The organism is Halostella pelagica, assembly GCF_004762015.1.
Taxonomy (GTDB): domain Archaea; phylum Halobacteriota; class Halobacteria; order Halobacteriales; family Natronoarchaeaceae; genus Halostella; species Halostella pelagica.
The window spans coordinates 122131-146812 of sequence record NZ_SJES01000001.1 but is presented as its reverse complement, the minus strand read 5'-3'; the positions used below and the strand labels follow the sequence as shown (position 1 = coordinate 146812).

27 protein-coding genes are annotated in these 24682 nt (G+C 64.8%); 13 read left to right on the top strand and 14 right to left on the bottom strand.

What is annotated here, in order from left to right:
* Nucleotides 1–3 precede the first annotated feature (3 nt).
* Both EYW42_RS00815 and EYW42_RS00810 read right to left on the bottom strand, forming a co-directional pair.
* Complete coding sequence (locus EYW42_RS00815; protein WP_135533358.1) at nt 4–465, bottom strand: DUF7311 family protein; 462 nt, start codon at nt 463–465, stop codon at nt 4–6.
* Nucleotides 462–1001 (bottom strand): DUF7310 family coiled-coil domain-containing protein, encoded by a 540-nt coding sequence (locus EYW42_RS00810; RefSeq protein WP_135533357.1) that lies wholly within the window; start codon nt 999–1001, stop codon nt 462–464. Before EYW42_RS00810 ends, EYW42_RS00815 begins: the two co-directional genes overlap by 4 nt.
* 93 nt (nt 1002–1094) lie before the next feature.
* Between EYW42_RS00810 and EYW42_RS00805 the strand changes: the two genes are divergently transcribed.
* A complete protein-coding gene (locus EYW42_RS00805) occupies nt 1095–2174 on the top strand; it encodes a tubulin/FtsZ family protein (RefSeq protein ID WP_135533356.1) in 1080 nt (359 codons plus the stop codon).
* 107 nt (nt 2175–2281) lie between these two features.
* A complete protein-coding gene (locus EYW42_RS00800) occupies nt 2282–3688 on the top strand; it encodes an HD domain-containing protein (protein WP_135534012.1) in 1407 nt (468 codons plus the stop codon).
* Here EYW42_RS00800 and EYW42_RS00795 read toward each other — a convergent pair.
* Entirely contained in the window at nt 3685–5028 is a 1344-nt protein-coding gene (locus EYW42_RS00795) for an alkaline phosphatase family protein (protein ID WP_135533355.1), read from the bottom strand. The genes EYW42_RS00800 and EYW42_RS00795 overlap by 4 nt on opposite strands.
* Before the next feature lie 186 nt (nt 5029–5214).
* Between EYW42_RS00795 and EYW42_RS00790 the strand changes: the two genes are divergently transcribed.
* Nucleotides 5215–6927 carry a histidine kinase N-terminal 7TM domain-containing protein gene (locus EYW42_RS00790; protein WP_202613777.1) on the top strand — a complete coding sequence of 571 codons (1713 nt, stop codon included), beginning with the start codon at nt 5215–5217 and terminating at the stop codon, nt 6925–6927.
* A gap of 26 nt (nt 6928–6953) precedes the next feature.
* Here the strand turns inward: EYW42_RS00790 and EYW42_RS19605 are convergent, their stop codons facing one another.
* Entirely contained in the window at nt 6954–7118 is a 165-nt protein-coding gene (locus tag EYW42_RS19605; protein ID WP_168192901.1) for a hypothetical protein, read from the bottom strand.
* Between the two features lie 53 nt (nt 7119–7171).
* Here EYW42_RS19605 and EYW42_RS20275 point away from each other — a divergent pair, with 53 nt between their 5' ends.
* Complete coding sequence (locus EYW42_RS20275) at nt 7172–7441, top strand: YgaP family membrane protein (protein ID WP_135533354.1); 270 nt, start codon at nt 7172–7174, stop codon at nt 7439–7441.
* 67 nt (nt 7442–7508) lie between these two features.
* On the opposite strand, the gene EYW42_RS00780 is transcribed toward EYW42_RS20275, so the two are convergent.
* Nucleotides 7509–8039, bottom strand: coding sequence for an inorganic diphosphatase (locus tag EYW42_RS00780; protein ID WP_135533353.1), 531 nt, complete (start codon nt 8037–8039; stop codon nt 7509–7511).
* A 244-nt stretch (nt 8040–8283) separates the two neighbouring features.
* Between EYW42_RS00780 and EYW42_RS00775 the strand changes: the two genes are divergently transcribed.
* Entirely contained in the window at nt 8284–8643 is a 360-nt protein-coding gene (locus tag EYW42_RS00775) for a PadR family transcriptional regulator (RefSeq protein ID WP_135533352.1), read from the top strand.
* Here the strand turns inward: EYW42_RS00775 and EYW42_RS00770 are convergent.
* Nucleotides 8640–9200, bottom strand: a complete 561-nt coding sequence (locus EYW42_RS00770; RefSeq protein ID WP_135533351.1) for a DUF7108 family protein — start codon at nt 9198–9200, stop codon at nt 8640–8642. The two genes, EYW42_RS00775 and EYW42_RS00770, sit on opposite strands and share 4 nt — an antisense overlap.
* Nucleotides 9193–9786: a ribonuclease HI gene (rnhA, locus tag EYW42_RS00765; protein ID WP_135533350.1), complete on the bottom strand. Its 594-nt coding sequence runs from the start codon at nt 9784–9786 to the stop codon at nt 9193–9195. Before rnhA ends, EYW42_RS00770 begins: the two co-directional genes overlap by 8 nt.
* Before the next feature lie 172 nt (nt 9787–9958).
* Between rnhA and EYW42_RS00760 the strand changes: the two genes are divergently transcribed.
* The 3 genes from EYW42_RS00760 (at nt 9959) to EYW42_RS00750 (ending at nt 14089) form a co-directional block, all read left to right on the top strand.
* Nucleotides 9959–10921 carry a transcription initiation factor IIB gene (locus EYW42_RS00760; RefSeq protein ID WP_121817701.1) on the top strand — a complete coding sequence of 321 codons (963 nt, stop codon included), beginning with the start codon at nt 9959–9961 and terminating at the stop codon, nt 10919–10921.
* A gap of 316 nt (nt 10922–11237) precedes the next feature.
* Entirely contained in the window at nt 11238–12494 is a 1257-nt protein-coding gene (gene nreA, locus EYW42_RS00755; protein ID WP_135533349.1) for a DNA repair protein NreA, read from the top strand.
* A gap of 50 nt (nt 12495–12544) precedes the next feature.
* Nucleotides 12545–14089, top strand: a complete 1545-nt coding sequence (locus EYW42_RS00750) for an FAD-dependent oxidoreductase (protein WP_135533348.1) — start codon at nt 12545–12547, stop codon at nt 14087–14089.
* A gap of 95 nt (nt 14090–14184) precedes the next feature.
* Here EYW42_RS00750 and EYW42_RS00745 read toward each other — a convergent pair whose 3' ends face one another.
* The 3 genes from EYW42_RS00745 to EYW42_RS00735 form a co-directional block, all read right to left on the bottom strand.
* Nucleotides 14185–14622, bottom strand: coding sequence for a DUF302 domain-containing protein (locus tag EYW42_RS00745; RefSeq protein ID WP_135533347.1), 438 nt, complete (start codon nt 14620–14622; stop codon nt 14185–14187).
* Between the two features lie 56 nt (nt 14623–14678).
* Nucleotides 14679–15266, bottom strand: a complete 588-nt coding sequence (locus tag EYW42_RS00740; protein ID WP_135534010.1) for a CPBP family intramembrane glutamic endopeptidase — start codon at nt 15264–15266, stop codon at nt 14679–14681.
* A gap of 91 nt (nt 15267–15357) precedes the next feature.
* Nucleotides 15358–15651 (bottom strand): DUF5789 family protein, encoded by a 294-nt coding sequence (locus EYW42_RS00735; protein WP_135533346.1) that lies wholly within the window; start codon nt 15649–15651, stop codon nt 15358–15360.
* Nucleotides 15652–15745: 94 nt separating this feature from the next.
* Here EYW42_RS00735 and EYW42_RS00730 point away from each other — a divergent pair, with 94 nt between their 5' ends.
* The gene (locus EYW42_RS00730) at nt 15746–16702 is read left to right on the top strand and encodes a DUF7139 domain-containing protein (protein ID WP_135533345.1); all 957 of its coding nucleotides are present in this window, start codon (nt 15746–15748) and stop codon (nt 16700–16702) included.
* 10 nt (nt 16703–16712) lie between these two features.
* Here the strand turns inward: EYW42_RS00730 and EYW42_RS00725 are convergent, their stop codons facing one another.
* Genes EYW42_RS00725 through EYW42_RS00715 form a run of 3 tightly spaced genes read right to left on the bottom strand, consistent with a single transcriptional unit; the run spans nt 16713 to nt 19353 of the window.
* Nucleotides 16713–17150, bottom strand: coding sequence for a Mut7-C RNAse domain-containing protein (locus EYW42_RS00725; RefSeq protein WP_135533344.1), 438 nt, complete (start codon nt 17148–17150; stop codon nt 16713–16715).
* Nucleotides 17151–17173: 23 nt separating this feature from the next.
* Entirely contained in the window at nt 17174–18916 is a 1743-nt protein-coding gene (gene polX / locus EYW42_RS00720; RefSeq protein WP_135533343.1) for a DNA polymerase/3'-5' exonuclease PolX, read from the bottom strand.
* A complete protein-coding gene (locus EYW42_RS00715) occupies nt 18913–19353 on the bottom strand; it encodes a DUF5788 family protein (protein WP_135533342.1) in 441 nt (146 codons plus the stop codon). The genes polX and EYW42_RS00715 overlap by 4 nt, the downstream gene beginning before the upstream one ends.
* Before the next feature lie 87 nt (nt 19354–19440).
* Here EYW42_RS00715 and EYW42_RS00710 point away from each other — a divergent pair, with 87 nt between their 5' ends.
* The 4 genes from EYW42_RS00710 (at nt 19441) to EYW42_RS00695 (ending at nt 23553) form a co-directional block, all read left to right on the top strand.
* Nucleotides 19441–20391, top strand: a complete 951-nt coding sequence (locus EYW42_RS00710; protein ID WP_135533341.1) for a rhomboid family intramembrane serine protease — start codon at nt 19441–19443, stop codon at nt 20389–20391.
* Nucleotides 20392–20397: 6 nt separating this feature from the next.
* On the top strand, nt 20398–21165 hold the full coding sequence (locus tag EYW42_RS00705; protein ID WP_135533340.1) for an endonuclease V: 768 nt from the start codon (nt 20398–20400) through the stop codon (nt 21163–21165).
* A 136-nt stretch (nt 21166–21301) separates the two neighbouring features.
* A complete protein-coding gene (locus EYW42_RS00700; protein ID WP_135533339.1) occupies nt 21302–22189 on the top strand; it encodes an SDR family oxidoreductase in 888 nt (295 codons plus the stop codon).
* Complete coding sequence (locus EYW42_RS00695) at nt 22186–23553, top strand: glycerate kinase type-2 family protein (protein WP_237561253.1); 1368 nt, start codon at nt 22186–22188, stop codon at nt 23551–23553. Before EYW42_RS00700 ends, EYW42_RS00695 begins: the two co-directional genes overlap by 4 nt.
* Before the next feature lie 23 nt (nt 23554–23576).
* Here EYW42_RS00695 and EYW42_RS00690 read toward each other — a convergent pair whose 3' ends face one another.
* Entirely contained in the window at nt 23577–24674 is a 1098-nt protein-coding gene (locus EYW42_RS00690) for an ArsA family ATPase (protein WP_135533338.1), read from the bottom strand.
* Nucleotides 24675–24682 lie beyond the last annotated feature (8 nt).

Below are 24682 nucleotides of genomic sequence, written 5' to 3'. Positions count from 1 at the left end.
TATCTAAACCCTCGGACGGTCGACGACCACGGTCCGGTTCCCGTCGTCCCGAACGAGGCGAAGGCGTAGGTCGTGTTCGCCCGCCCGTCGGATGTCTATCGGACCGTTGCGGGGACGCATCGCGAGGTCTAGCGTGCAGACACGTTCCCGCCGGCCGTCGACCTCGTACGTGACTCTCCCGCGCGCCGAGCCGTCGGGCGGAGCGCGGATCGCGAGGAAGTCGACGCCCGCACGCCACCAGCCTCGTTCGGGGATCCGCACCGTGACGGTCCGTTGCGGCGCGTTCGACTCGGTCCAGGCCGTTTCCTCTGTTTCGAGCAACGCCGCGGCGCTCCGTTCGAGTTCGTCGACCTCGCCCTGGAGATGCGTGTCGCTCGCTCGCTCGCGACCGGCGTCAACCGCCGGCAGCGCCGCCGCGACGAGCGCGGTAGCGAGGACGGCCGCGATAACGACTCGAACCGTCACAGTGCGTCTCGCAGGCGGGCAACGATGCCGCTGTCGCGTCCACGCCGTTCGCTGTTTCTGGCGACGCCGTCTTCGGCGGAACCCGCTGGAGCCGTGCCCGCCGGTTCCGACGATCGACTCCCGCCCTCACACTCGTGGCGGGGCGGCGCTCTGTCGCCGCCAGCCGGCGCACTGCTACCGTCGATCAGTGGTCCGTCGCTGCGTGTTCGCCGTCGGTTCTCGCCGCCCGACTGATCGTTTTGGGTCGCCTCGATGTCGTCGAGGCGGGCTTCCAGCGCGTCGACGCCGGCGACCGCGGCGTTCGCGCGCTGTTCGACGTCTTCGTTCACCGACCGGACGTTTCCGACGTAGCCGCGGACCGCCTGCACTGCGGCGTCTAGCTCCTCGATCCGGTCCTCGGCGGCGTCTAACCGCTCCGCGAGGTTGTCGACCTGTTCGACGACCTCGCCGTCGGCCGCGAGCGAGGTGAGGTCTGCATCTGTCTCCGTGAGTGCGCGTTCGACCGCATCCAGCCGTTCTTCCACGTCGTCGGGCATGGATACGGGTGGTCTCCCCTTCCCGGATAAACCTGTAGCGGGACGCCGCCGAAGGGGGAACGTTCAACTATTGACCCTGCAAAAGGAAACCGTATGAAAGTCGTCCTGATTGGCGTCGGCCAGGCCGGGGGAAAGCTCACCCAGGCACTGGTCGAGTTTGACCAACGGATGGGATTCGATGCGGTTCGCGGAGCGCTCGCAGTCAACTCCGCGAAGACGGACCTCCAGTCTCTCGACCTCGACACCGTTCTCATCGGCCAGGACCGCGTGAAAGGCCACGGCGTCGGCGGAGACAACGAACTCGGCGCGGAGATCATGCAGACCGACGTGACCGAAGTGATGGACAACATCGACGGCCGCATCACCGCGGAGGCCGATGCCGTCGTCATCGTCGCGGGCCTCGGCGGCGGCACCGGAAGCGGCGGTGCGCCGGTTCTCGCGAAAGAACTCAACCGCGTGTACAGTATGCCTATCTACGCGCTCGGCGTCCTCCCCGGGCGCGGTGAAGGCGCGATGTACCAGGCTAACGCCGGCCGGTCGCTCAAGACGCTAGTCCGCGAAGCCAACGCGACGGTGCTCGTCGACAACGACGCCTGGCACGGCGCGGGCGAGAGCGTCGAGGAGGCGTTCGACGCCATCAACGAAGCGATCGCACAGCGCGTCGGCCTCCTGTTCGCTTCCGGCGAAGCCGTCGACGGCGTCGCGGAGAGCGTCGTCGACTCCAGCGAGGTGATAAACACGCTCCGCGAGGGCGGTATCGCCGCCCTCGGCTACGCGAGCGCCGAGGCCAGCGAGGACAGCGGCGAGAACGTAAACACCGTCACGAGCGTCACTCGCAAGGCGCTGTTGACGGGGACCAGTCTTCCCCAGGCGGTGACGGCGGACTCCGCACTGCTCGTGGTCGCCGGAAAGTCCGAACGGATCCCCCGGAAAGGTGTCGAACGGGCGCGAAGTTGGGTCGAGGAGGAGACCGGAAGCATGCAGGTCCGCGGCGGCGACTTCCCCCTCGACAGCGACCATCTCGCGTCGCTCGTCCTGCTTGGCGGCGTCGAGCGCGGTCAGCGCATCGAGGAGTTCATGGAACGGGCCCGCGAGGCCCAGGAGCGACAGCTACAGGAGACGGCCGACCACGCGGAGGCCTTCCAGAGCGACGAACTTGACGACCTGTTCTGAACGCACAAGATTCAAGCGGCGGGGGCTGTTGAGACACAGGAAATACACGGTCGAACGGAGAGGTGAGCGCTTCACTCTCCGCCGAGAGCGACCGAATGGACCGCCACATGTCGAGCAAACAGTTCAAGGACCCGGTACACGGGTACGTCGAGGTTGCCGAACCGATAGTGAAGCGTCTCATCGACACACCCGCGTTCCAGCGGCAGCGACACGTCCGACAGCTGTCGGCGACGTATCTGGTGTACCCCTCCGCGAATCACACTCGGTTCGAACACGCGCTTGGCGTGTTCCACCTCGCCAAGCAGGTGTTCCAGAGCCTCCGTTCCCAGCGCCGGTTCGCGGCGGGAGCCTCCGAGGCTCACCTCGACGCAGTCGAGGATACGCTCAAGTGCGCCGCCCTTCTTCACGACGTGGGGCATCCACCGCTGTCGCACCTGGGCGAACACCATCTGGACGCTGCCGACCTCCGGAGCCGTCTCGACGATGCCGGACTCGTCGGCGCGTTCGAGGCTGCCGGCATCGACGTGGGCAGGGCGGACGGGCCGTTTCGCCGCGCCAGCCCCCACGAACTGCTCGGGTGTCTCGTGATCCTGACGACGTATTCGGCGGACCTCCGGGAACTCGGTGTCGACCCGTTCGAAGTGTGTGCGTACATTCTTGGATACAGCCTCACTTACGAGCGGGAGGGCGACCGTCACTTCGGGGTCGCGGCGGAAGTGTTGCACTCGCCTATCGACGTCGACAGGTTAGATTACATCATTCGCGACAGTCGGATGACCGGCGCGGAGGTGTTGAGCGTCGACACGGCGCGGATGATCGATGCCTACACGGCCGTTCCGGACGCCGGACTCGCGCTTCGGGACAAGGCGCTGTCGACAGTCGGCAACTATCTCGAAGGGCGGGTGGCGCTGTACATGTGGGTGACCCAGCACCACAAGTCCGTGTACGCTAACGTCTTGCTTCGGGCGATGCTCGACGAGTTCGCCACGCTGGTCGACGAGCGACCTATCACCGCGGACAAGATACTCGACGACTACGTCGACGACTACTATGCGATGGAGCGGATACGTGCGACGGCCCGCGAGCATCCGGACTCGGTGCTTTCCGATCTCCACGAGCGGTTTCGCGCCAGGCGCTTCCCGGAGTCGTGCTGGAAACACGGCGTCGGATACGACGAATCAGTCGAGGTCACCGACGACATGGAGGCGTTCTCCGAGTGGTTGCTCCGCAACGCCGACGCGCTCGAAACCGACCTCGCGGCGGTGCTCGACCTGCCGGTTCACGAGGTGTGGATAGAGAAATCCTACGTGCCGGAGTACGAACCGGGGGCGCTGATGGACATCCCGATCGCACATCGAGAGTCGACTCGTTCGGTCGCCGAAACCGGACTGTACGGGGACCGGGAGTTCGAGGGAACGATCCCGTTCGTGTTCGTCCCGGAGGGACACAAGTGGGCGGCGATCGACCACTTGAACGCCGAATTCGCCCGATCACGCGCGGCCGAACCCAGCTAAACCAGGCTCGCGCCGTCGAACTCGCTGCGCTCGTAGTCGACGTCCATCAGGTCGAGGATAGTCGGCGTGATGTCGAAGAGGTCGACCTCGCTGATGGTGGCTTCGGGGTCGTCGACGAACAGCGTCGCGTTGTCGAAGCTGTGCATCCCGTTGCGCGGACCCGTGTCGAATATCTCGTCGTGGCCTTTGAACCCGGCCTTCAGGTCGAAGCCGTAATTGGGGATCACGGTCAGGTCCGGGGCGATGTCGTCGTGGTCGCCGCGGAACGCGTGTTCCTTCTCGACGACGCGGTCACAGACGGGGTTCCCGTTCGGCCCTTCGAGTGATTCCAGTTTCTCCTTGAGTTCCTGGCGGACGTCCTCGTACTCCTCCTCCGGGACGCTTCCGCGCGGTTCGCGTCCTTCGAGATTGATGTAGAAGCGACCGGGGATGAGCGAGTACGCCTTCGTCCCGTCGGCGATGTCGTCGAGTTCCTCGTGGTCGGTCTCCGCATACTCCAGCCAGCCTTCCTGTTCGAGCCACTCGTTGAAGTGGACCTCGTAGTCGAGGCTGGTGAACCCGTGGTCGCTGGCGACCATCATCGTCACGTCGTCGTCGAGCATCTCCCGGAGTCGGCCGAGATACTCGTCGAGTTTGCGGTAGAAGTCGAGGAACTCCTCTTTGTACTCGCCGTCTCGTTCGTAATGTTTGTAGAGGAAGTGGTTGACGCGGTCGGTCGTCATGAAGACGCCGAAAAACAGGTCCCAGTCGTCCTGTTCGATGTAGTTCTTGAACGCCTCGAAGCGCGCGTCGAGCGTCGCGTGTGCGTTTTCGATGAAGTCCGATTTGTCGTCTTTGTGGCCGAGTTTCGCGTTCGTGTCGATCTTGTAATCGATGCGCTGGAGGAACTCGGCCAGATCGTCGGGGTACGCCGCCTTGTCGATGCCGGGGGAGAGAAAGCCCGAAACCATGCGCTGGACGTTTCGCTGGGGCGGGAACGTGACGGGGACGTTCATCACTGTCGCGTCGCGGCCCGCCTCCTGAATTCGGTCCCAGACCCGGTCGGCCTGCACGTCGCGACCCATCGGGACGTAGGTGTCGTATGATCCGATCTCGCGGTCCTGGAAGCCGTATACCCCGGTTTCTCCGGGGTTCTTCCCGGTAGTCAGGCTCGGCCAACAGGCGCTAGACTCGGGAGGGACGATACTATCGATGGGGCCGGCGCTCCCCTCGTCCGCTATCGCGGCCAGGTTCTCGAACTCGTCGAAATGGTCCGAAAGCATGCTGTACGGCACGCCGTCGATGCCGAAGAAGGCGACGCGCGGGTCGTCGTCACCGCGGATTCTATCGAAGAGGCCCATATCTCTTCTACCAATGCACGGCCATAAGAACCTTCTTTTCAAGGGCGAATTCCGCCGTCGGTCGGCGGTACCGTCCAAATTTGCTGGCGCTACACGCCGTTCCGACGGTCGTCGACCGGAGAGTCGGCGTACAGCGTGGCCGTTGCCGGCCATGAATTTTATCAGAACGGGTATATATACCTGATTATGGTACCGGACGCGGCGTACGTGAAGGTGCTCTACGCTGTTTCGACGTCGTTAACCGTGGTTTTGGGATGGGTCGTCTGGCAGCACCGCGAGAAGCCGGGGGCGATCCCGCTGTTCGGCAGTATTGCCGGCGCGGCGTGGTGGTCCGCGGGGCTCTTCCTCTCGTCCGTGGTTTCGGACCCCGACCTCTCGGTCCTGTTGGGTCGGTTCTATTTCGTCGGGGTCGTTACCATGGTCGCCTCTATCGCCCTGTTCGCGCTGGAGTACACGGGACGCGAGCATCTCGTCACGCGCCGAACCGTCGCCCTGCTCTCGATCCATCCGGTCGCCGTGGTGTTCCTCGCGTTCGTAAACCCCGGAAACGTGTTCTACGCGTCGATAGTCGCCGACCCGTCCGCGGTGACTGGCTTCTCGGTAGAGCGGGCGATCGGCTTCTGGATCCACGTCGCGTACTCCTACGGGGTCACGCTGTTCGTGGCCGTCCTCGTGTTCGAAATGCTCTACCGGTCCCGCGCGCTTTACCGGGGACAGATCGTGGTGCTTGCCGCCGCGGTTCTCTCGCCCGCCGCGGCCAACCTCCCCACACTGCTAAACGTCGTCTCGTTCGATACCACGCCGATCGGATTCGTCGCGTCGAACGCGCTGTTCACGCTGGCGATAACGCGCTACCGACTGATCGACCTCGCGCCGATCGCGCGGGACCGCGTCCTCGACACCGTCGAAGACGCGGTGTACGTCGTCGACCGGGACCACCGCATCGTCGACGTGAATCCGGCCGCAAGGGAACTCGCCGAGGGGACGTCTGGCGCGGACGAACTCGTCGGACGTGACATCAGCGATCTCCTTAGCCCGTTACCCGAAGCGTACGAACTGTACCGCGACATCGTCGAGACCGGCGAGGAACAGACCACCGAGTTCCCGTTGGACGGCCGCCACTACGACATCGAGGCGACGACGATAGACGACAGCCGAGGTAGCCACGTCGGCTGGCTGTTTCTCGTCCGTGATATCACGGTCCGCAAGCGACGCGAGCAGGAACTGAAGCGGCGCAACGAGCAGCTAAACGAGTTCGCGAGCGTCGTCTCTCACGACCTTCGCAACCCGTTGAACGTCGCCGACGGCTACGTCGACCTCGCCCGAACAACGGGGGACGTTTCCCATTTAGAAGAGGTCGACGCCACGCTCGACCGGATGGAGGCGATCATCGACGACGTGCTCGCCCTCGCTCGGGAAGGAGAGGGCGTTACTGACCCGACCCCGGTCAGCCTGCAGTCCGTTGCAGAGGCGGCGTGGGGGAACGTCGATACGGCGGACGGAACGCTTCGCATCGTCGACGACGTGACGATCAGCGCGGACCGAGACCGCCTCGCCCGCCTTCTGGAGAACCTCTTTCGCAATTCCATCGAACACGGATGCTCGGACCTCAGTGACGAGAAACAGTTCGTCGGAATCGAGGTCGGAACTCTGGGTGAGAGTAGCAGAACGACCGGATTCTACGTCGCCGATGACGGCCCCGGGATCCCCGAGTCGAAACTCGATCAGGTGTTCGAGAGCGGCTACACGACCGCGGAGGACGGCACCGGATTCGGCCTGGCGATCGTAAAACAGATCGCCGACGCGCACGGCTGGAACTGCAGCGCCACTGAGAGCGACCGAGGCGGAGCGCGGATCGAAATACGGGGCGTTACAGCCCGTTTAGACGAACAAAACTGATCCCGGACGACCGACGGCTATCGCACTCACTCGTGGTCAGCGAGCGGCCGACCGCAGCGGGGACAGTCCGTCGTCTCCAGGTCGAAGTTTTCGGGAACGACGGTAGGGTGATTCATGCCGACGTTATCGCCGCTCCGGGCGTCTGATTCGTCCGGAGCGCCGTGAGCATCGACGTCGCTAGTAGTGGCCATCGTGTTCGATACCAGTGGTCCCACCCTCAAAAAATTACTCATAATCATAACACATCCCGGATCGCGAGGCGATAACTCGAACGTATTTTGTTGCGGCGGAGCGAAGGGACGGTAGGCTCGAACGAAACGTCGGGGGTAACGACCGCCTCGCGCGGATCGGGTTCGGGTCGGTGTTCGCGTTCGTCGGCGTCGTTGCGGCGGTCGCGCTCCGGGAGCCGCTCGTCGGCGCGCTGGTTGCGCTCTTCGGCGGTGGTCTGCTCGCCTCAGGCGTCGCCTGTCGCTGTATGGTGAACGAACTCCTCGACATCGACACGGCCGAATAACGGGTCGGGTGTGTTCGCGGTCGTCAGAAACGTCCCCGAGAATCGCCGGTCGGTTCCGGCAGTGAGTTTAGAAGTTCTCCTCGTAGAGTTCCATCGCGTGCTCGATCGCGTCTTTCGCCGCGGCCTTGTCCTCCCAGCCCAGCGTCTCGACTTTCTTGCCCTCCTCGAGGTTTTTGTACGTCGAGAAGAACTCGTCTATCTCGTCGAGTCGCTGTTGCGGGATGTCCTCGATATCTTCGATGTGGTCCCAGCGCGGGTCCTCCGTGGGGACGGCGATGACCTTGTCGTCTTGCTCGCCGTCGTCGTCCATCTTCATCAGAGCGACGGGGCGGGCCTCGATTATACAACCGGGGAACGTCTGGTCCTCCACGAGGACGAGAACGTCGAACGGGTCCTCGTCGTCGTAGTACGACTGCGGGATGAACCCGTAATCAGACGGGTAGTGAACGTTGCTGTGGAGCACGCGGTCCAGAACGACGCCGGGTACGTCCTTGTCGTACTCGTACTTGTTCCGTTCGCCCTTGAGGCACTCGACGACGGCGTAGATCTCTTCCGGCGGGTTCGGTCCGGTTTCCATGTCTTCCCAGAGATTCGTCATACGGAGGCGAATCGAACCGGTGGCCAAAAAGTACTTTCGACACTCCCTCGGAGTTCCGACGACCCGACGGAAATCCACGGGACGCGTTCACAAACTGTTTGAGTGACCTGAGAGATACCCAGAGACACAATACCCAGTAATCGGTACTGATGCGTGTCGTTTTACTGTGCGGTGGGTCCGTCCTAAATGATAACAAAGGTGATAGTTAAGAAGTGTTAAATAGTTGTGTGACATTTACCGACCTATGTCAGAGGCACAGACAATCACTGACGATTCGGGCATCGTTCGCGACCTAACCGCATTCCAACAGAACATTCTCGTAATACTGGCAGAGGAGCCACGGTACGGTCTCGCTATAAAACGGGAACTCGAGGATTACTACGGGTCGGAAGTGAACCACGGGCGTCTGTACCCCAACCTCGACGAACTAGTCGAGATCGGGCTGGTCGAAAAGAGCGAACTCGACAAACGTACCAACGAGTACGGTCTGACAGACGTCGGACATGAGGCGGTCCTCGACCAGCTAAATTGGACGCTGTCGAAGGTCGTCACGGACGACGAGACCGCAAACGAGATTCAGGATCTCGTCGACGAAAAGCGCTAGAAATCGGTTCCGGGCATCCGTTTTTCTTCGACGTCGAACGCGATCTGTAGCGACTGCTCTACGACCGCCGCCTGTGCCTCAGTCGGCCACACGTTTCGCGGATAGTAGTCGTCGAGGAACTCCTGTATCTCTTCGTCCGTCGCCGACTCCAGCGGACGCGCGTAGTAGTTCCCCATAAAATCCGCAAACGCACGAACGTTCGCCGCGTGATCGTCCCCGTGTGCTTCACGGACCCGTTCGACGACCTCCGCGTTGTGTTCCTCCACGGCGTCCCAATCGTCCGGATGGTCCGCGCCGTCGAGTTGGATCTCCACTGCGCGGTCGGTGTCTTCGATCCGGTCCGGATGGATCTTCCCGTCCGAAACCCACTCGTCGGGGTGGAGAACGAGGACGTCTCGCGCGTCCTCGTTACGGATACGCGCGTTGAAGTCATGCTCCGCGAGTCGTTCGTCGCGGTCCTCGCGGTAGGCGTCAGCCTCGCTCTCGTCGATAGATTCGCGCGCACGGCGAGTCAACCGCGTTGCGTTCTCGATGACGCTATCCGGTAGTTCAGGCATCGTCGAGCGCCTCGTTTGCGAGTTGGTCCGCTCGCTCATTTACCTCTCTAGGAACGTGCTGGAGCGACCAGTCTTCGAACCTGTCCAGCAGTTCGCGGACCGTAACGCGTCGCTCGCGCAGGTCAGGGTCGTTCGTATCCCACTCGCCGCGAACCTGTTTGACGGCCAACTGGGAGTCGACGCGCACGTCGACGGTGTCGAACCCGTACTCCCGCGCCGCTTCGAGCGCTCGGATCAGTGCCTCGTACTCCGCGCGGTTGTTCGTCGTCTCGCCGATCCGGTCGTTCCCCTCGGCGACGATACCGTCGCTCGTAACGATCACCCATCCGACCGCCGCCGGACCGGGGTTCCCACGGCTCGCACCGTCCGAGTACACGTGCGCGCGGCCCCCTTCGTCGCGCAGGACCGCTTCGATGTCCTGTGGGTCGGACCCCTGTATGACTATCTTGTCCTCGTACGCGATCGCCGTTGCGCCCCCGTGTGACGCACGCCACCGTTCGTGATCGGTGTTTCCCTCTTCGACTTTTGCACCCGCGTCGAGCAGTTTTTCCCGCGCGGCCGCCACGTCACACTCGATAACCGGCATTGACCGAAGGTGAAGCGATCCCGAATTTAACGGTTCCGGTATCGAGAGATGACGGCGAATACACCCCGTCGTATTCCCGCGATTCCCGTTATACATCGATCTAGACATTTCATGAAATCTAGGGGACTAACCGAGGGTTTAAGTCCGTTGGTCATACTACTATAAAAGTGCGATGACACGGTCCACCCGCCAGCGGGAGCGCGAGCTTGAGACGGAGGAATCTGAGGAGCAAGAGGGTGTACGAGAGTGCCCCGAATGCGAGTCCGAAAACCTCGTCAAGAGCTCTGATAGGGGAGAACTCGTCTGCGAGGACTGCGGTCTGGTCGTCGAGGAGGAGAAGATCGATCCGGGTCCGGAGTGGCGGGCGTTCAACCACCAGGAGCGTCAGGAGAAGTCCCGCGTGGGAGCACCCACGACACAAACGATGCACGACAAGGGGCTGACGACGACTATCGACTGGAAGGACAAGGACGCCTACGGACGCTCTATTTCCTCGAAGAAACGCAGTCAGATGCACCGCCTGCGCAAGTGGCAGGAACGCATCCGGACCAAAGACGCCGGCGAACGCAATCTGCAGTTCGCACTGAGCGAGATCGACCGCATGGCGAGCGCACTCGGTGTGCCGCGCTCGGTTCGGGAGGTCGCAAGCGTCATCTACCGACGCGCGCTCAAGGAGGACCTCATCCGCGGCCGCTCCATCGAGGGCGTCGCGACGAGTGCCCTCTACGCGGCGTGCCGCAAGGAAGGAATTCCCCGAAGCCTCGAAGAGATATCGGAGGTATCCCGCGTCGAACGAAAAGAGATCGGCCGTACGTATCGTTACATCTCCCAGGAACTCGGTCTGGAGATGAAACCCGTCGACCCCAAGAAGTACGTTCCCCGTTTCTGTTCCGAACTCGAACTCAGCGAGGAAGTACAGACCAAGGCAAACGAGATAATCGAGACGACAGCCGAGGAAGGCCTGCTCTCGGGTAAGTCGCCCACCGGTTACGCGGCCGCCGCCATCTACGCGGCGTCGCTTCTGTGTAACGAGAAAAAGACCCAGCGCGAGGTCGCCGACGTCGCACAGGTAACTGAGGTCACTATCCGCAACCGGTATCAAGAGCAGATCGAAGCGATGGGCATCCACAGCTAACTTCGCCCATCGTCGTCGCTTCCAGTTCTCAAGGACTTGCTACCGGCCGGTCAGTGCTCGCTGATTCCCGCTGTCGGTCGGCGCAGACCACAGGTTTATCTTCGAAGGCGGGACCAGACGGCCCGTGACGTGACTGTCGTCGCGAGGCGATCAGCGGTCGTGCGGTGCCGTCGCCTCGCGGAGCATGGCACCGCCTGTTCGCCACATCAGTACTATCGACTTGTAACTGCGCGCTCGTCGTCACCGTCCAGACTACGGTCAGGGACTGACGGCAGACGGTAAAGATTCATGGTCGTCAGTCGCCAAGGACCGGTGAATGCGGCTTGACGATTTCATCGAGGATCTGGAACCTGACGCGGCCGTCCGAAAGCGTCAGCTCGCCGAGGAGAAGTCCTACGAGATCACGGACTATCTGGAGGGGTTCGAATCTCGGTTCGAGGAGACGATTCAGGGCGACGCGATGTTCGGTAGCACTTCGCCGTCCATCTTCGTCGGCCGCTCGAACTATCCGAGCGTCTCGACTGGGCTACTCTCGCCCGTGGACCACGAGACGGACGCCGAGGAGTTCGTCACCGACGCCAACTGGTACGAGCAACGCTACGGTATCGATGACGTGTTCCAGCGCCGCACCAACCTGCTCAACTCCCGTCGACAGTCGAAGGTCGACGTCGAGGACGTCTGGGACGGGTTCGTCGGAACCCAGCGCGAGGTCGCTATCGCGGACCGACCGGTCGACGTGGAGATTGGCCTCGACGACCGTCCCGAGATAGATTTCGACCTCGGCGAGGGCGTCGCCACGCCGACCGGGCCGAACGCCAGCGCCGAGTCCGTCGACCTCGCGGAGAACCCGCACGTCCCGCGCGCCGTCGAGAAGACTCTCGAAGACGACGACTGGCAGGCCCAGGGCGCGATGACCTATCTCTATCGCCGAGGGTTCGACGTGTACGAGATAAACACGATCCTCTCGGCGGGCGCGCTCGGCCGCGGCGAGAACCGCCGTCTCGTCCCGACCCGATGGTCGATCACGGCCGTCGACGACACCGTCGGGCAGTATCTCCGGGGCCGGATCCGGGACGCGCCGAGCATCGACAAGCCGCAGGTCTGGGAGAACGAGTACATGGGCAACCGGTACTGGGTGCTCCTCGCGCCCGGTCAGTGGGAGTTCGAACTCGTCGAGATGAAGGCACCGGGAAGCATCTGGAACCCGGATCCCGAAGGAGACACCTGGATGGCCAGCGCGTCGGAGGGGTACGAGGGCCGCTCGGGATACGTCGACGAGACGGCGGGGGCGTACTACGCTTCCCGTCTCGGCGTCCTCGAACACCTAGAGTCTATCGGCAGACAGGCGAAATGCCTCGTCCTCCGCGAGGTGTCCGACGACTACTGGGCGCCCGTCGGCGTCTGGCAGATACGTGAGAGCATACGAAACGCCTTCGACACCGAACACGGCGAGGCCCAGACTTTCCACGAGGCTGTCACCGCCGTCGCGTCGCAACTCCCGGTGTCACTCGGTGCACTCCGCCGCAAGTCGGAGATGGTTGCGGGCCTGCAGGCGACGCTGTCGGACTTCTGAAACCGGTCTTTATCGGTTCACGTGGACTATTCTTGTGTTCGGGGGATTCAATGGTTGCTACCGACGAAGAGGACGGACTCGAATCGCTACCCGGGGAACCGCTGTCGCTATGGCTAGATACCACGCCGGAGACCGACTTCGATCCGCTCGACAGCGACGTACGCGTGGACACGGCGGTCGTAGGTGGCGGCATTGCAGGGATCACCACAGCGACGCATCTGCAGGAAGCAGGACAGTCGGTCGCGGTCCTCGAAGCTGACCGTGTCGTGGAGGCGGTAACTGGCCACACGACAGCGAAGGTGACGTCCCAGCACGGCCTGATCTACGACCATCTCGTCTCGGACGTCGGCGTGGACGCGGCGCGCACCTACGCGGAGGCGAACGAGGCCGCCGTCGAGGACATCGCGTCACGCGTCGACGAACGAGACATCGACTGCGACTTCCGGCGACAGTCGGCCTACACCTACGTCACCTCGCCGGAGAAGCGCAGATCAGTGCGAGAGGAAGTTTCGGCCGCGAGGCGAGCCGGGATCGACGCCGAGTTCGTGGAGGACACTCCCCTTCCCTACGATGTCGAGTGTGCGGTTCGCTTCGACGACCAGGCGCAGTTCCATCCGCGGAAGTACCTCCTCGATCTCGTCGAGGACGTTCCAGGCGACGGAAGCCACGTCTTCGAAGAGACGCGCGTCACCGACGTGAACGACGGAGACCCCTGTACGGTCGAGACGGAACGCGGAACCGTGCGCGCCGAGTCGGTCGTTGTCGCCACACATTTCCCCGTCTTCGACCACAACTTCTACTTCGCTCGACAGTTCCCAAAGCGGTCGTACGTCCTCGCTGCGCGCCTGAATGAATCGCCACCGGAAGGGATGCACTACCGCGACGAGGAGCCGTATTTTTCCGTCCGAACTCAACCCGGCGGCGACGAGGCGTTCGTGTTCGTCGGCGGACAGAATCACAAAACCGGCCAGGGCGGCAGTACGGAGAAGCGATACCGGGAGCTCGCTAGCGAGGCGCGCGAGCGGTTCGACGTTCGCTCGTTCGAGTACCGGTGGTCGACACAGGACTACCGAACCGCGGACCGGATCCCGTACATCGGCCCGCTCGGACCGAACACCGACGGCCTCTACGTTGCGACAGGGTTCGGCGGGTGGGGGATGACGGGGAGCACGGTCGCCGCGATGATCCTCTCGGACCTGATCACCGGCGAGCCGAACCCGTGGGCCAACGTTTTCGATCCCTCGCGGGTCGACGTGCGCTCGCAGGCGAAAGAACTCGTGACAGAAAACGCGGATGTCGCGAGGGAGTTCGTCGGCGACTGGGCGACGAAACCGCTGACGAGCGTCGTCTCGCTTTCGCCGGGCGACGCGACGGTCACGCGAGAGGGCGGCAAGGTGGTCGGCACGTACCGCGACGGAGACGGAGAGGAGTACAAAGTGTCCGCAGTCTGTCCGCACATGGGCTGTCTACTGGAGTGGAACGACGGCGAACGGTCCTGGGACTGCCCGTGCCACGGTTCTCGGTTTACCTACGACGGAGCGGTGATGAAGGGGCCGGCCAACAGCGACCTGCCGCGCCCCGACCGGAACGAGTAGCGGTCCGCCCGGAACCCGCGGGGACTGTTGGAAGTCAGTTCGATAGTTCGCGGGTCACGTCGGCGAATCCCGGTCTACGGTTACACCAATCCCTATCAGAGGTTCGCGAACGCTTCGTCGACCATCTCGCCCGTCTCCGCGACGATGTCGGCCCAGGCTTCGTCATCGGGAGCCATCCCGACGAAACGTGCTATCTTCATGATGCTGACGTGGTACACCTGCTGGACGCCCGAATCCCGTTCCCAGACGATCACGTTACAGGGGAACAGCCCGCCGATCTCCAGCGTCTCGTCTAGCGCGCGGTCGGCCATCTCCGGATTGCACGCACCGAGGACGTAGTAGGGGTCGCGGTCCGCATCGACTTTCTCGTTCAGTAGCTCAGACGGCGAGAACTCCGCGGGGACCCCGAACCCGGCGTCGGTGAACGTCTCGCGGACGTATTCGACCGCCTCCTCGTGGTCCATCTCCAGTGTCGCGCGCTTGCGGCCGATGTCCTCGTCGGTCAGCGTCTCTGGGTCGTACGGAAGCGTCATAGACGACCGTTGGCGGGCCACCGGCAAAACGACGGCGGGAGCGACGCGGTGCCCGGCTACAGCGGCAGCGGTATCCATCGAAGCCACCGCACTACCGTCTCAGGCGGGAGCAGCGGCGGATGAAGCACCAGCCAGTCGAGCAAGACGAGGCCGGCACCGTGGGCCACCACCGACGGGAGAATGGAGTTGCTCTTGTAGTCGACCGCACCGAACAGCACGTCCGTCGGTCCGGAGAGGAGGAACTCGATCGGCGGCTTGTGAAAGTGATGGATCATGTACACGACGGGGCTGATGAACACGCTCGCAAATCCGATGTCGCGCACGCCGACACAAAGCAGACCGCGGTAGTACGTCTCGGTGGCCAGCGCCAGGACGAACAGTTTGATAGCGTGCGGGAGGAACTCCCCCGGTGCGGTCGTCGTCTCCCACATCGGGTAGAACCCGCGTATCGATGGGAGCGAGGACCCGACGAGGTAAAACGGGAGCACGAACGCCGCGAGCAGCGCTGTGTTTCGAAGTGCGGTTCGGTCGACGCGCCAGCCGATCTGCCGGCCGTGACTCAGCCCCAGAGCAAGGGGGCCGACGATGAAAAGCAGCGTGTCCAGCACGACGCGCCTGTTTATTCCGGGCTCGACCGTCTGCATCCACGCGACAGTCAGTACGGCACCGAACAGCAACGACTTCTGCACCCAGGAAAGCGAAACGGCGAAGCGGCGGACGGCGTCGACGCTCACGTTACTCGTCGGCGGTTGGAACGGGGCCGGTACCGACGACGCTCTCTATCTCGTCGACGAACCCCTGCCGTCGGTCGTAGTACGTCGTCGACGTCTCTGGAAGGACGTCCGAAAGCGTCTGCGGCCCGTCCGGCGTCCGGATGGTGGTTTCGCCCTCCAGGCGGTCTATCTCGCTACGCTCTTTCGGCCAGGTCAGTCGCGAGGCGACGCGGGCTATCGGAGCGCCTTCCACGGGTTCGCCGTCACCGATTTCGACGGCGGGCGCTTCCTCTTTTTCCTCGTCGTCGTCAGCCATGTTCCTGCGTTCGAAAGCGCAGCGATTAGTCCTTTCGCTTCCGTCGACAGATGTCTGACGTAGTGTTTTGTGTGAGGCGTGTAAATAGGGTGATATGGCTAGCCTCGAAGATGTCTACGAGGGGCACGTAGGGGAGGTACAGAGCGTTCGTCGCCTGTATCTGGGGACGGGACTCTTTCTCGTGGGGGCGGTACTCGCTGTCGTCGGCATGGTCGTCGGTGCGGCGAACCCGCTCTCCGGGGTCGGCGTCTCGCAGTTCCAGAGCAGACTCATCGCCGGTGTCCTCGGCGGTGTCGGCTTTCCGACCGTCGTGTTGGGCGTGTTCACCGTCCTTCCGGCGGAGACGCGCATCCGCGCCGCGGCGGCCATCGGCGCGAGCGTCACTGCCCTCGGCGTTGCCCTGTTCTGGTACGCGTATCCGGACCACTGGGCCGGGTACGGCGACGACCTCACCCTGCACGTCACTACCGTCTACTTCCTGGGCGTGATCACCCTGATCGGCTGTCTGTTCGCGGGTATCGCGACGCTCAAACGGCGGAACGACCCCGGCGGAACGGTACAACTGGAAGTGACGAAACAGGGCGAGACGAAAGTCGTCGAGGTCGACCGTTCGGAACTCGACGGCGGACTCGGCGGCGTCGGGATGCTCGGCGGGACACCGGACGGCGACGTGGAGACGCAGACGAACCGGACCGCCTCGACGCGCACGGGTGGCGAGACGACCCGATCTCGGGGGTCCGGAACTCGAAATAGCACCGGTGCCGGCGCGACCCCCACGAGCGACGGCGGGTCGGCCGCCAGTGATATCACGTCACCGCTCGACGGCGGGTCGACTACCGCCGGTTCCGGGCGTGCCGGCGGTCCCGCGGCCGACGACGGCGAAGTGATGGACGACGGGCCGTCGCCGACGGAACTGACGGACACCTACTGCGGCAACTGCGAGCACTTCGAGTACGTCCGCACGGGACAGGGGATGCAGCCGTACTGCCAGTATTACGGGGAGCGGATGGACGACATGGAAGCCTGCGACCAGTGGGAACCGAACAACTAGCTCCCGTCCCCTACAGCGACGCCAGCGTGTTCTCGACTCGATCCCAGTGGCTCCCTTTCCAGAAGCACTGGCTACAGACCGTACACTGCCAGACGCGCTCTTCGTCCGGGGGCGGCGCGTACTCGGGAGTGTCGTCCTCGACTCGTTCGAGACGACCGTTACACCGGCCGCACCGCTCCGGCACGTCCGTGAGCGCGAGGTCGACGCCCGCCGCGTCTAGTTCGCACAACTGTTTCTCGACGGCCGTCTCGCGAAGCAGGAGGGAGTCGCCGGCGCGTTCCGCAAGCGTGACATCGCGAGTGACGAGCGTTCGCTCCTCCGCCCGGGCAAGCGCGAGTAACCGGTCGTCGCACTCGATACCGCGGTCGAGAGCGTAGGCCGTATCGTGTCCGCACATCCGGAGATAGGACCTGAGACCGCCACACATCACGTCGAGAGCGAGTCGCATAGTTGATCGGATCCGGCGTCGCGTCAGTCCAGGAACTCGCGCAGACCGTCCGCATCGCGTGCGTTGAGCACGTCCCCAGGTTCGGCCCATCCGCGACGGGCGGTGTGGACGCCGTAGCGGACCAGGCCGAACTCGCCGGGACTGTGGGCGTCCGTGCTGACCGCGACAGTCGCGCCGGCGTCGACAGCCTGCTTGACCGCGGCGTCCCACAGGTCGAGGCGCGCGGGGTTGCTGTTCACTTCGAGCGCAACGCCGTTCTCAGCGGCCGCTTCGACGACGGCGGGCACGTCGAACTCGATGCCGCTTCTGCGGTTTATCATCCGTCCGCTGGGGTGCCCGATCACGTCGACGGAGGGGTGTTCGATCGCGGCCACGATCCGGTCCGTCGCGGCCGGTTTCGCCTGGTCGAGCGCGCTGTGGGGCGACGCGACGACGAGGTCCAGGTCCGCGAGTACGTCGTCCGCGACGCTGATCCGGCCGTCCGCGTCGATGTTCGCTTCGACGCCTGCTAGCACGTCTATCTCTGCGTCCGCCGCGACGTCCCGGATCTCGGCCATCTGCTCGCGCAGTTCCTCATCTGAGAGGCCGACGCCACCGACCATCCCCGCGCCGGTGGCGTGGTCGGTGACGCAGTGGTACTCGTAGCCGCGCGCGGCGGCCGCCTCGACCATCTCGTCGACGGTGTTTGCCCCGTCGGACCAGTTCGTATGCGTGTGCAGGTCACCGCGAACGTCGCCGACGGTGACGAGGTCCGGGAGGTCACCTGCCGCCGCAACCTCTATCTCGCCGCGGTCTTCGCGGAGTTCCGGCGGTATCCAGGGGAGGCCGAGCGACTCGTACATCCCCTCCTCCGTCTCGCCGGCGACGCGTTCGCCCGCTCGCTGGTCGGAGTCGTCCTCGGTCTGGGAGATATCGAACGCCCCGTACTCGTTGAGTTTCAGGCCGCGGTCGATCGCGTAGTTCCGCAGGCGGACGTTGTGTTCCTTGCTCCCGGTAAAATACTGGAGTGCGCTTCCGAACTCCGCCGGGTCGACGACACGGAGGTCGATCCGAACGCCCTCGGCGCGGACGCTCGCCTTGATCGACCCGGCCTCGATGACCTCGCTGGCGCGGGGCCAGTCGACGAACGCGTCGACCACGCGCTGGTCGTCCTCGCTTGCGACCAACACGTCCACGTCACCGATAGTTTCCTTCCAGCGTCGGATCGACCCGGCGACCTCGCACCGGCCGGTCGCCTCGTGGTCTCTGAGAAGTTCGAGCACCTCGTCGGCGAGCGGTCGCGCGTCGCCGACCCGCTGGCGCTCGGTCGCCGACCGGGCGAAGTCGATGCCGTTCAGGATGTTCTGTTCGGTCTTCTCGCCGAATCCGCTCACCTCGCGTATCCCGACCTCGCTCGCCGCGCGTTCGAGGTCGTCGAGCGTCTGTACGCCAAGGGCCTCGTAGAGCGTTCCGACGGTTTTCGGCCCGACGCCCTCGACGCGCGTCAGTGCGTTCATCTCGACGGGGAGTTCGTCGCGTAGTTCGTCTAGTTCCTCGATGCTGCCCGTCTCCCCGTACTCGACGACCTTGTCGGCGAGGGCTTCGCCGACGCCCTCGATCTCCTGTACCGCGTCGGACCCCTCGGCGGCCAGTTCCGCGACGGGTCGCGGATGGTTTCGGATGTTCTCCGCGCCTCGCCGGTAGGCGCGGGGCTTGTACTCCACGTCTCTGGCTTCGAGCAGGTCCGCCATCTCCTCGAAGCGGGCGGCTATCTCGTCGTTTCTCATAGGTTACTCCGTCGCGTGTTGGGATCTTTCTGCCCTAACGCCTGCTTGAGGAAGTTCATCCAGCGTTTCCGGTCGGCCATCTCCTTCGTCTCCTCTTCCTGTTCGAGGTCGGTCGGCGAGAGGCTTTCGAGGGCGTTCAGCGCCCGGTCGATACCGATGATGCTCTCGACGAGTCGCTCTCCCTCTTCGTAGGATATATCCTCGTCTTCGAGGCGCTGCTTTCGCTGCAGTCGCTCGCGCCGGAGGTTCTTCTTCGCGCGGTCGACACGCTCGCGCTCGCCCGCCGGGATCGTCTCGCGGCGTTTGATCTCGAAGACGAACTCGCGGAGGTCTATCTCCTCGCCCTGGACCGCGATGCGGTCCGGAATGTCCGCGCCGACGGTCGCTCCCTCGCGGTCGACCGTCGCGAGGAGCTGTTTACGCTCGAACTCTTTCACACGTTGGCGTAGGGGCCGCGACCGGCAAAAACCTACGTTTCGGCCGTACCCAAACCCCTTTTGTCGGCCCGGACTAACCCCTCCACAATGGCGACGTGTGATCAGTGTGGTAAAGACGAAAACATGCCGTATAACTGCCGGCACTGCGGTGGGACGTACTGCGCCGACCACCGCCTGCCGGAGAATCACGGCTGTCCGGGCCTGAACGACTGGGGCGATCCGGACGGCGTCTTCGACAGCGGTTTCGACGACAGCGTGGGGGGCCAGAGCGGTGGCTCGAAAAGTATCACCGACCGACTCGGTCTGAACACCGGTGTCGGCGGCCCGATGAGCTACTTCCGGGGCAACATGACGTTCGTCTTCCTGGGGCTGATGTGGATCATGTTCGCAGCCCAGAAGATCACGGAAGCGATGCTCGGACCGGCAGTCTGGATCCGGGGTACCGAAGAGTTCGAACTCTATCGGTCGATATTCACGCTCACCTCCCAACACCCCGAGTACGTCTGGACCTGGTTCACCTCGATCCTCTCTCACGGCGGCCTCTACCACATCGCGGTCAACAGCATCGTGATCTACTTCTTCGGCCAGCACGTGGAGCGCTACGTCGGTTCCAGGGATTTCACCCTGCTGTTCATCGTGAGCGGCATCGCCGCCGGCATGGCTCAGGTCGGACTCGGGATCGTACAGAGCACGCCGACGGCGGTTCTCGGCGCGAGCGGTGCCGGTCTCGCCATCATGGGCGTGTTGACCATCCTGAACCCGGACATGCGCGTCTACCTCTACTTCCTTATCCCCGTCCCGATCTGGGTGATCACGGGCGGCTACGCGCTCATCAGCGTTCTCGGCATCGTCGGACCGAGTCTCGCCGGCGCGAACGTGGCGAACGCAGCGCACCTCGTCGGCCTGGCGATCGGCCTGACGTACGGCCAGCACGTCAAGGGCAAAGGTGTGACACAGCCGAGTCGGATGCGGTTCGGCGGCGGCGGGCCGGGGGGGCCGGGCGGTCCCGGCCGCGGCGGCGGTCGCGGCCCGTTCTGACCCACGATGACTCCAGTTCGCCCCGAGTTCGTCCCCGACGCATCGCTCTCCCGTGAGGAGATGGAAGCCCTCCAGCGCGACATCGCTGACGCCGCCGTCTTCGCGGACGACCTACCGTTCGACCCGGCGACTATCACCGAGGGGCCGCTGGCGACCGCCGGACAGGAGCCACCTGTCGTCGTCGGCGTCGACCAGGCGTTCCTCGACGAGCGCGCGGTCAGCGCCGTCGTCGCCCTCCGCGGCGGCGAGGTCATAGAGCGTGCGTACGCCGCGACGCCGCTTGAAATCCCGTACATCCCTGGTCTGCTCTCCTTCCGCGAAGGCCGGTCGATCCTCGCCGCCTTCGAGGAACTGTCCGTCACTCCCGACCTCGCGCTGTTCGACGGTAGCGGCCGGATCCACTTCCGGCAGGCCGGCCTCGCCACGCACATCGGGGTGATGCTCGACCTGCCGAGCGTCGGCGTCGCAAAGAGTCTGCTCTGTGGCACGCCGCGCGGACCACTCGACGGCCTTCCGGAGGGGACCCGTGTCGCCGTCGAGGCCGACGGGAACGTCGATGCGCCCGACGGTACGGTCGTCGGCTACGCCGTCCAGTCCCGCCAGTACGAGTCCGGAAACGCGTCGATCAATCCGCTGTACGTCAGCCCGGGACACCGGGTCAGCGCCGAAACGGCCGCCGACTTCGTCGAAGGGGTTGGCGGCGAGTACAAACTTCCGGAACCGACGCGACTGGCCGACAAGTACGCCGACGAGGTCAAAGACGAGGTTCGGTGAGCGGTCAGCAATGTGCTGCGTCGAGGGGGACGGAACGGGACCGGGAGCGGCCACGCGAACGGCACTGTCGCGAACAACCGGGCCGAGCGCCACAGAAACCGCCTAGTTTTACTGTTTTCCGATAGACACTCCGTCCATGGCAAGCGAGGACGTAGACGAGTCCGACGCAGTCGTCGACGAGTCCATCACGCGGGAGGAAACCGTGCTCATCACCGGGTGTTCGTCCGGAATCGGACGGGCAACGGCGAAGGTCTTTCTGGACGAGGGTTGGCGAGTGTACGCCACGTCGCGAGACATCACGGACGTGACGGACCTGGCCGAGGCCGGGTGCCAGACGGCCGCCCTCGACGTGACCGACGACGACCAGATAGCGGCCGTCGTCGAGGAGATAATAGACGACTGGGGTCGCATCGACTGTCTGGTGAACAACGCCGGATACGCACAGATGGGGCCGGTCGAGGACGTCTCGGTCGAGGACGTTCACAGCCAGTTCGACGTGAACGTGTACGGCCCGCACCGGCTTGCCCGGCAGGTGCTCCCCCACATGCGAGAGCAAGGCGACGGCACCATCGTCAACCTCTCCAGCCTCGCCGGCCGCGTCTCGTACCCCGGAAACGGCGTCTACTGCGGGTCGAAGTTCGCACTGGAGGCGATGAGTGACGCGCTCCGAGCCGAGGTATCGTCATTCGACGTCGACGTAGTGCTTGTCGAACCCGGTCCGGTCGAGACGAACTTCTCCAAACGCGTCGAGGACGAAGTGGACACACTGGATCGAACCAGCGCGTACGACTCCCTCTATCGGATCCTCGACGACACGGCGGCGATCGGCGGCGGCGGCCCGGCAGCGGTGCCGCCGCGGCGCGTCGCGGAAGTGATCCTCAACGCCGCGAGCTCGACCGAACCGGCGGCGCGGTACCCTGTCGGGCCGTTCGCGAACTTCTTCGCGTACGCCGGCGTCTTGCCGGCCAAGTGGCGCGACGCCGCGTACCGCCTCGTTTCGAAACTGGCCGGAGTGCGGTCGTGAGCGGGGGCGGCGACCGACCCGCGATCCGCGGACGCGACGGTCTGGCGACGACGGAGGCTCGCGACCTCGCTCTCGACTGCGTCGAGGCGGGAATCGAGGCGGGCCACCCCGCCACCGTCGTCAGCGACGCGGTTTCGCTGGACGGCGACGCGCTACGGGTCGCCGACGAAACGTACGACATCGGCGAGTACGACGAAGTGGTCGTTCTCGGCGGCGGCAACGCCGCTGCGCACGTCGCGGCGGCGCTCGAAACGACACTCGGCGACCGCATCGACCGCGGCGTCGTCGTGACGGACGACCCGACTGGGACCGAGTCCGTGACGGTCCGCGAGGGCGACCATCCCGTCCCGAGCGAACGCGGCGTGGAGGCCGCACGAGAAGTGTGTGCGCTGGCCGACGAGGCCGACGAGGCGACGTTCGTTCTGGTCGCCGTCACCGGCGGCGGCAGTGCGCTCCTGCCCGCGCCCGCCGAAGCCGTCTCGCTGGCGGACCTCCGGTCCGTCACCGACGCGTTGCTCGACAGCGGCGCGACGATCAGCGAGATAAACGCCGTCCGCAAGCACATCTCGCAGATCAAGGGCGGCCAGTTGGCCCGCCGCGCCGCCCCGGCGACTGTCGTGTCGCTGATCTTGAGCGACGTGGTCGGCGACGACTCGAGCGTCGTCGCGAGCGGCCCGACCTCGCCCGACGGATCCACGTTCGAGGAGGCGCTGTCCGTGCTGGCGCGTTACGACGTCGACGCTCCGACGGCGGTCACCTCCCGCCTGGAACGCGGAGCGGCGGGCGACACCGCCGAGACGCCCGGCCCTGACGACCCGCTGTTCGCCGGCGTGACGAACCACGGTATCGCGGACGGGACGACGGTGCTCGACGCGGCCCGCGACGCCGCGAGAGAGCGTGGCTACGGGGCGCTCGTTCTCTCCTCCCGGGTCCGCGGCGAGGCCAGAGAGGCGGCAAAGACCCACGTCGCTATCGCGGAGGAGGCGCTGGCGACCGGCGATCCCGTCGAACCGCCGGCCGCGATCCTCTCTGGCGGCGAAACCACGGTGACGGTCCGGGGTGACGGCGAGGGCGGTCCGAACCAGGAGTTCGCCGTCAGCGCGGCGCTGGAACTCGACAGTGTCGCGACTGCCCAGAGCGAGAGCGGAATCGCTGTCGCCGCAGTCGACACCGACGGGAGCGACGGGGCGACGGATGCGGCCGGCGCGCTCGTCGACGAGGCGACGGTTGAGGACGCGGCGTCCGCGCGGGCGGCCCTCGCCGGGAACGACGCCTATCCGTATCTCGATGCCCGCGATGCGCTTCTCGTGACGGGGGCGACCGGGACGAACCTGAACGACCTGCGGGTGCTGGTCGTCGAGTAACTGGTCGTTCTACCGGCCCACTGCTAGTCCAGGCAGGCCGCGACGATACGCAGCATCTCCTCTCCGCGAACTTCGTCCGCGAACAGCGGAACGCGCTTGATGTCGTGGCCGCGGAACACGTCCTGTGCCGAGGCGAGCGCGTCCTGTTGAACGTCCCAGCGGCGCTGGCAGAACTCGCAGGAGTCGAGGTCCGGCGAGACGAACTGCGCGGCGTCCACCTCGCTCGTCACGTCAGCGAGGTCTTCCATCACCTTGTTGACGACGACGGTTCCGACGGGGATCTGGAACTCGTCTAACTGTGCCAGCAGGCGCTCGGACTCGAAGACGCTCATCTCCTCCGGAACCATCACGACGCGGAAATCGGTCTGCTCCGGGTCCCGAAGCGTCGCGCGCAGTCGTTCGATCCGCTCCGATAGCTTTCGGAGGTCGTCCACGCCGTTCTCGACGTCTTCCTCCTCGACGCCGCCAGCGCCGAACATTCCCTTGACGCCGTCCATCATCCCGCCCAGACGTTCGCGGAGCGAGAGCATCCGGCCGACCATCGTGTCCATCACCTCGGGCAGTTCGAGCAGTCGGAGCGTGTGGCCCGTCGGCGCGGTGTCGACCACGACGCGGTCGAAGCGCTCGTCGTCCAGATACTCGATAAGGGTCTGCATCGCCGCCGCCTCGTCCGCGCCGGGCATTGCGCCGCCCATCAGCGACTCCATCGGGCCGCCCTCTCCGCCCAGCATCTCGCCCAGTCCGCCCAGCGGTTGGTCCCCTCCCGCGCCGCCGGCGAACGCCGCGGTTCCGTCCTCGATGGCGGTGTCGGGGTCTATCTCCGCGGCGTACAGCGGCACGTCGTCGCGGATCCGCGCCGGTCGAGACGGGACATCGGCCTCGTAGGTGTCCGAAAGCGAGTGCGCGGGATCCGTCGAGACGACGAGCGTCGTCGTACCGCCGCGAGCGCTCGCCAGCGCCGTCGCCGCGGCCATCGTGGTCTTCCCGACGCCCCCCTTACCGCCGTACAGTACGTAGTCGGCGTCCGGGTCGAGCGTCCTGGCGGTCGCGTCCTCGCGTTCGCGGACGTCGCCGCCCTCCTCCTCGACGTCGTCGACGGGCTCCACGTCGATAGAACTCATACCGGGCG

Coding starts and splice junctions, on each gene's coding strand:
- EYW42_RS00810 (WP_135533357.1), bottom strand. CDS start 1,001: ATGCCCGACGACGTGGAAGAACGGCTGGATGCGGTCGAACGCGCACTC.
- EYW42_RS00805 (WP_135533356.1), top strand. CDS start 1,095: ATGAAAGTCGTCCTGATTGGCGTCGGCCAGGCCGGGGGAAAGCTCACC.
- EYW42_RS00800 (WP_135534012.1), top strand. CDS start 2,282: ATGTCGAGCAAACAGTTCAAGGACCCGGTACACGGGTACGTCGAGGTT.
- EYW42_RS00795 (WP_135533355.1), bottom strand. CDS start 5,028: ATGGGCCTCTTCGATAGAATCCGCGGTGACGACGACCCGCGCGTCGCC.
- EYW42_RS00790 (WP_202613777.1), top strand. CDS start 5,215: ATGGTACCGGACGCGGCGTACGTGAAGGTGCTCTACGCTGTTTCGACG.
- EYW42_RS19605 (WP_168192901.1), bottom strand. CDS start 7,118: ATGGCCACTACTAGCGACGTCGATGCTCACGGCGCTCCGGACGAATCA.
- EYW42_RS00780 (WP_135533353.1), bottom strand. CDS start 8,039: ATGACGAATCTCTGGGAAGACATGGAAACCGGACCGAACCCGCCGGAA.
- EYW42_RS00775 (WP_135533352.1), top strand. CDS start 8,284: ATGTCAGAGGCACAGACAATCACTGACGATTCGGGCATCGTTCGCGAC.
- EYW42_RS00770 (WP_135533351.1), bottom strand. CDS start 9,200: ATGCCTGAACTACCGGATAGCGTCATCGAGAACGCAACGCGGTTGACT.
- rnhA (WP_135533350.1), bottom strand. CDS start 9,786: ATGCCGGTTATCGAGTGTGACGTGGCGGCCGCGCGGGAAAAACTGCTC.
- EYW42_RS00760 (WP_121817701.1), top strand. CDS start 9,959: ATGACACGGTCCACCCGCCAGCGGGAGCGCGAGCTTGAGACGGAGGAA.
- nreA (WP_135533349.1), top strand. CDS start 11,238: ATGCGGCTTGACGATTTCATCGAGGATCTGGAACCTGACGCGGCCGTC.
- EYW42_RS00750 (WP_135533348.1), top strand. CDS start 12,545: ATGGTTGCTACCGACGAAGAGGACGGACTCGAATCGCTACCCGGGGAA.
- EYW42_RS00745 (WP_135533347.1), bottom strand. CDS start 14,622: ATGACGCTTCCGTACGACCCAGAGACGCTGACCGACGAGGACATCGGC.
- EYW42_RS00740 (WP_135534010.1), bottom strand. CDS start 15,266: ATGCAGACGGTCGAGCCCGGAATAAACAGGCGCGTCGTGCTGGACACG.
- EYW42_RS00735 (WP_135533346.1), bottom strand. CDS start 15,651: ATGGCTGACGACGACGAGGAAAAAGAGGAAGCGCCCGCCGTCGAAATC.
- EYW42_RS00730 (WP_135533345.1), top strand. CDS start 15,746: ATGGCTAGCCTCGAAGATGTCTACGAGGGGCACGTAGGGGAGGTACAG.
- EYW42_RS00725 (WP_135533344.1), bottom strand. CDS start 17,150: ATGCGACTCGCTCTCGACGTGATGTGTGGCGGTCTCAGGTCCTATCTC.
- polX (WP_135533343.1), bottom strand. CDS start 18,916: ATGAGAAACGACGAGATAGCCGCCCGCTTCGAGGAGATGGCGGACCTG.
- EYW42_RS00710 (WP_135533341.1), top strand. CDS start 19,441: ATGGCGACGTGTGATCAGTGTGGTAAAGACGAAAACATGCCGTATAAC.
- EYW42_RS00705 (WP_135533340.1), top strand. CDS start 20,398: ATGACTCCAGTTCGCCCCGAGTTCGTCCCCGACGCATCGCTCTCCCGT.
- EYW42_RS00700 (WP_135533339.1), top strand. CDS start 21,302: ATGGCAAGCGAGGACGTAGACGAGTCCGACGCAGTCGTCGACGAGTCC.
- EYW42_RS00690 (WP_135533338.1), bottom strand. CDS start 24,674: ATGAGTTCTATCGACGTGGAGCCCGTCGACGACGTCGAGGAGGAGGGC.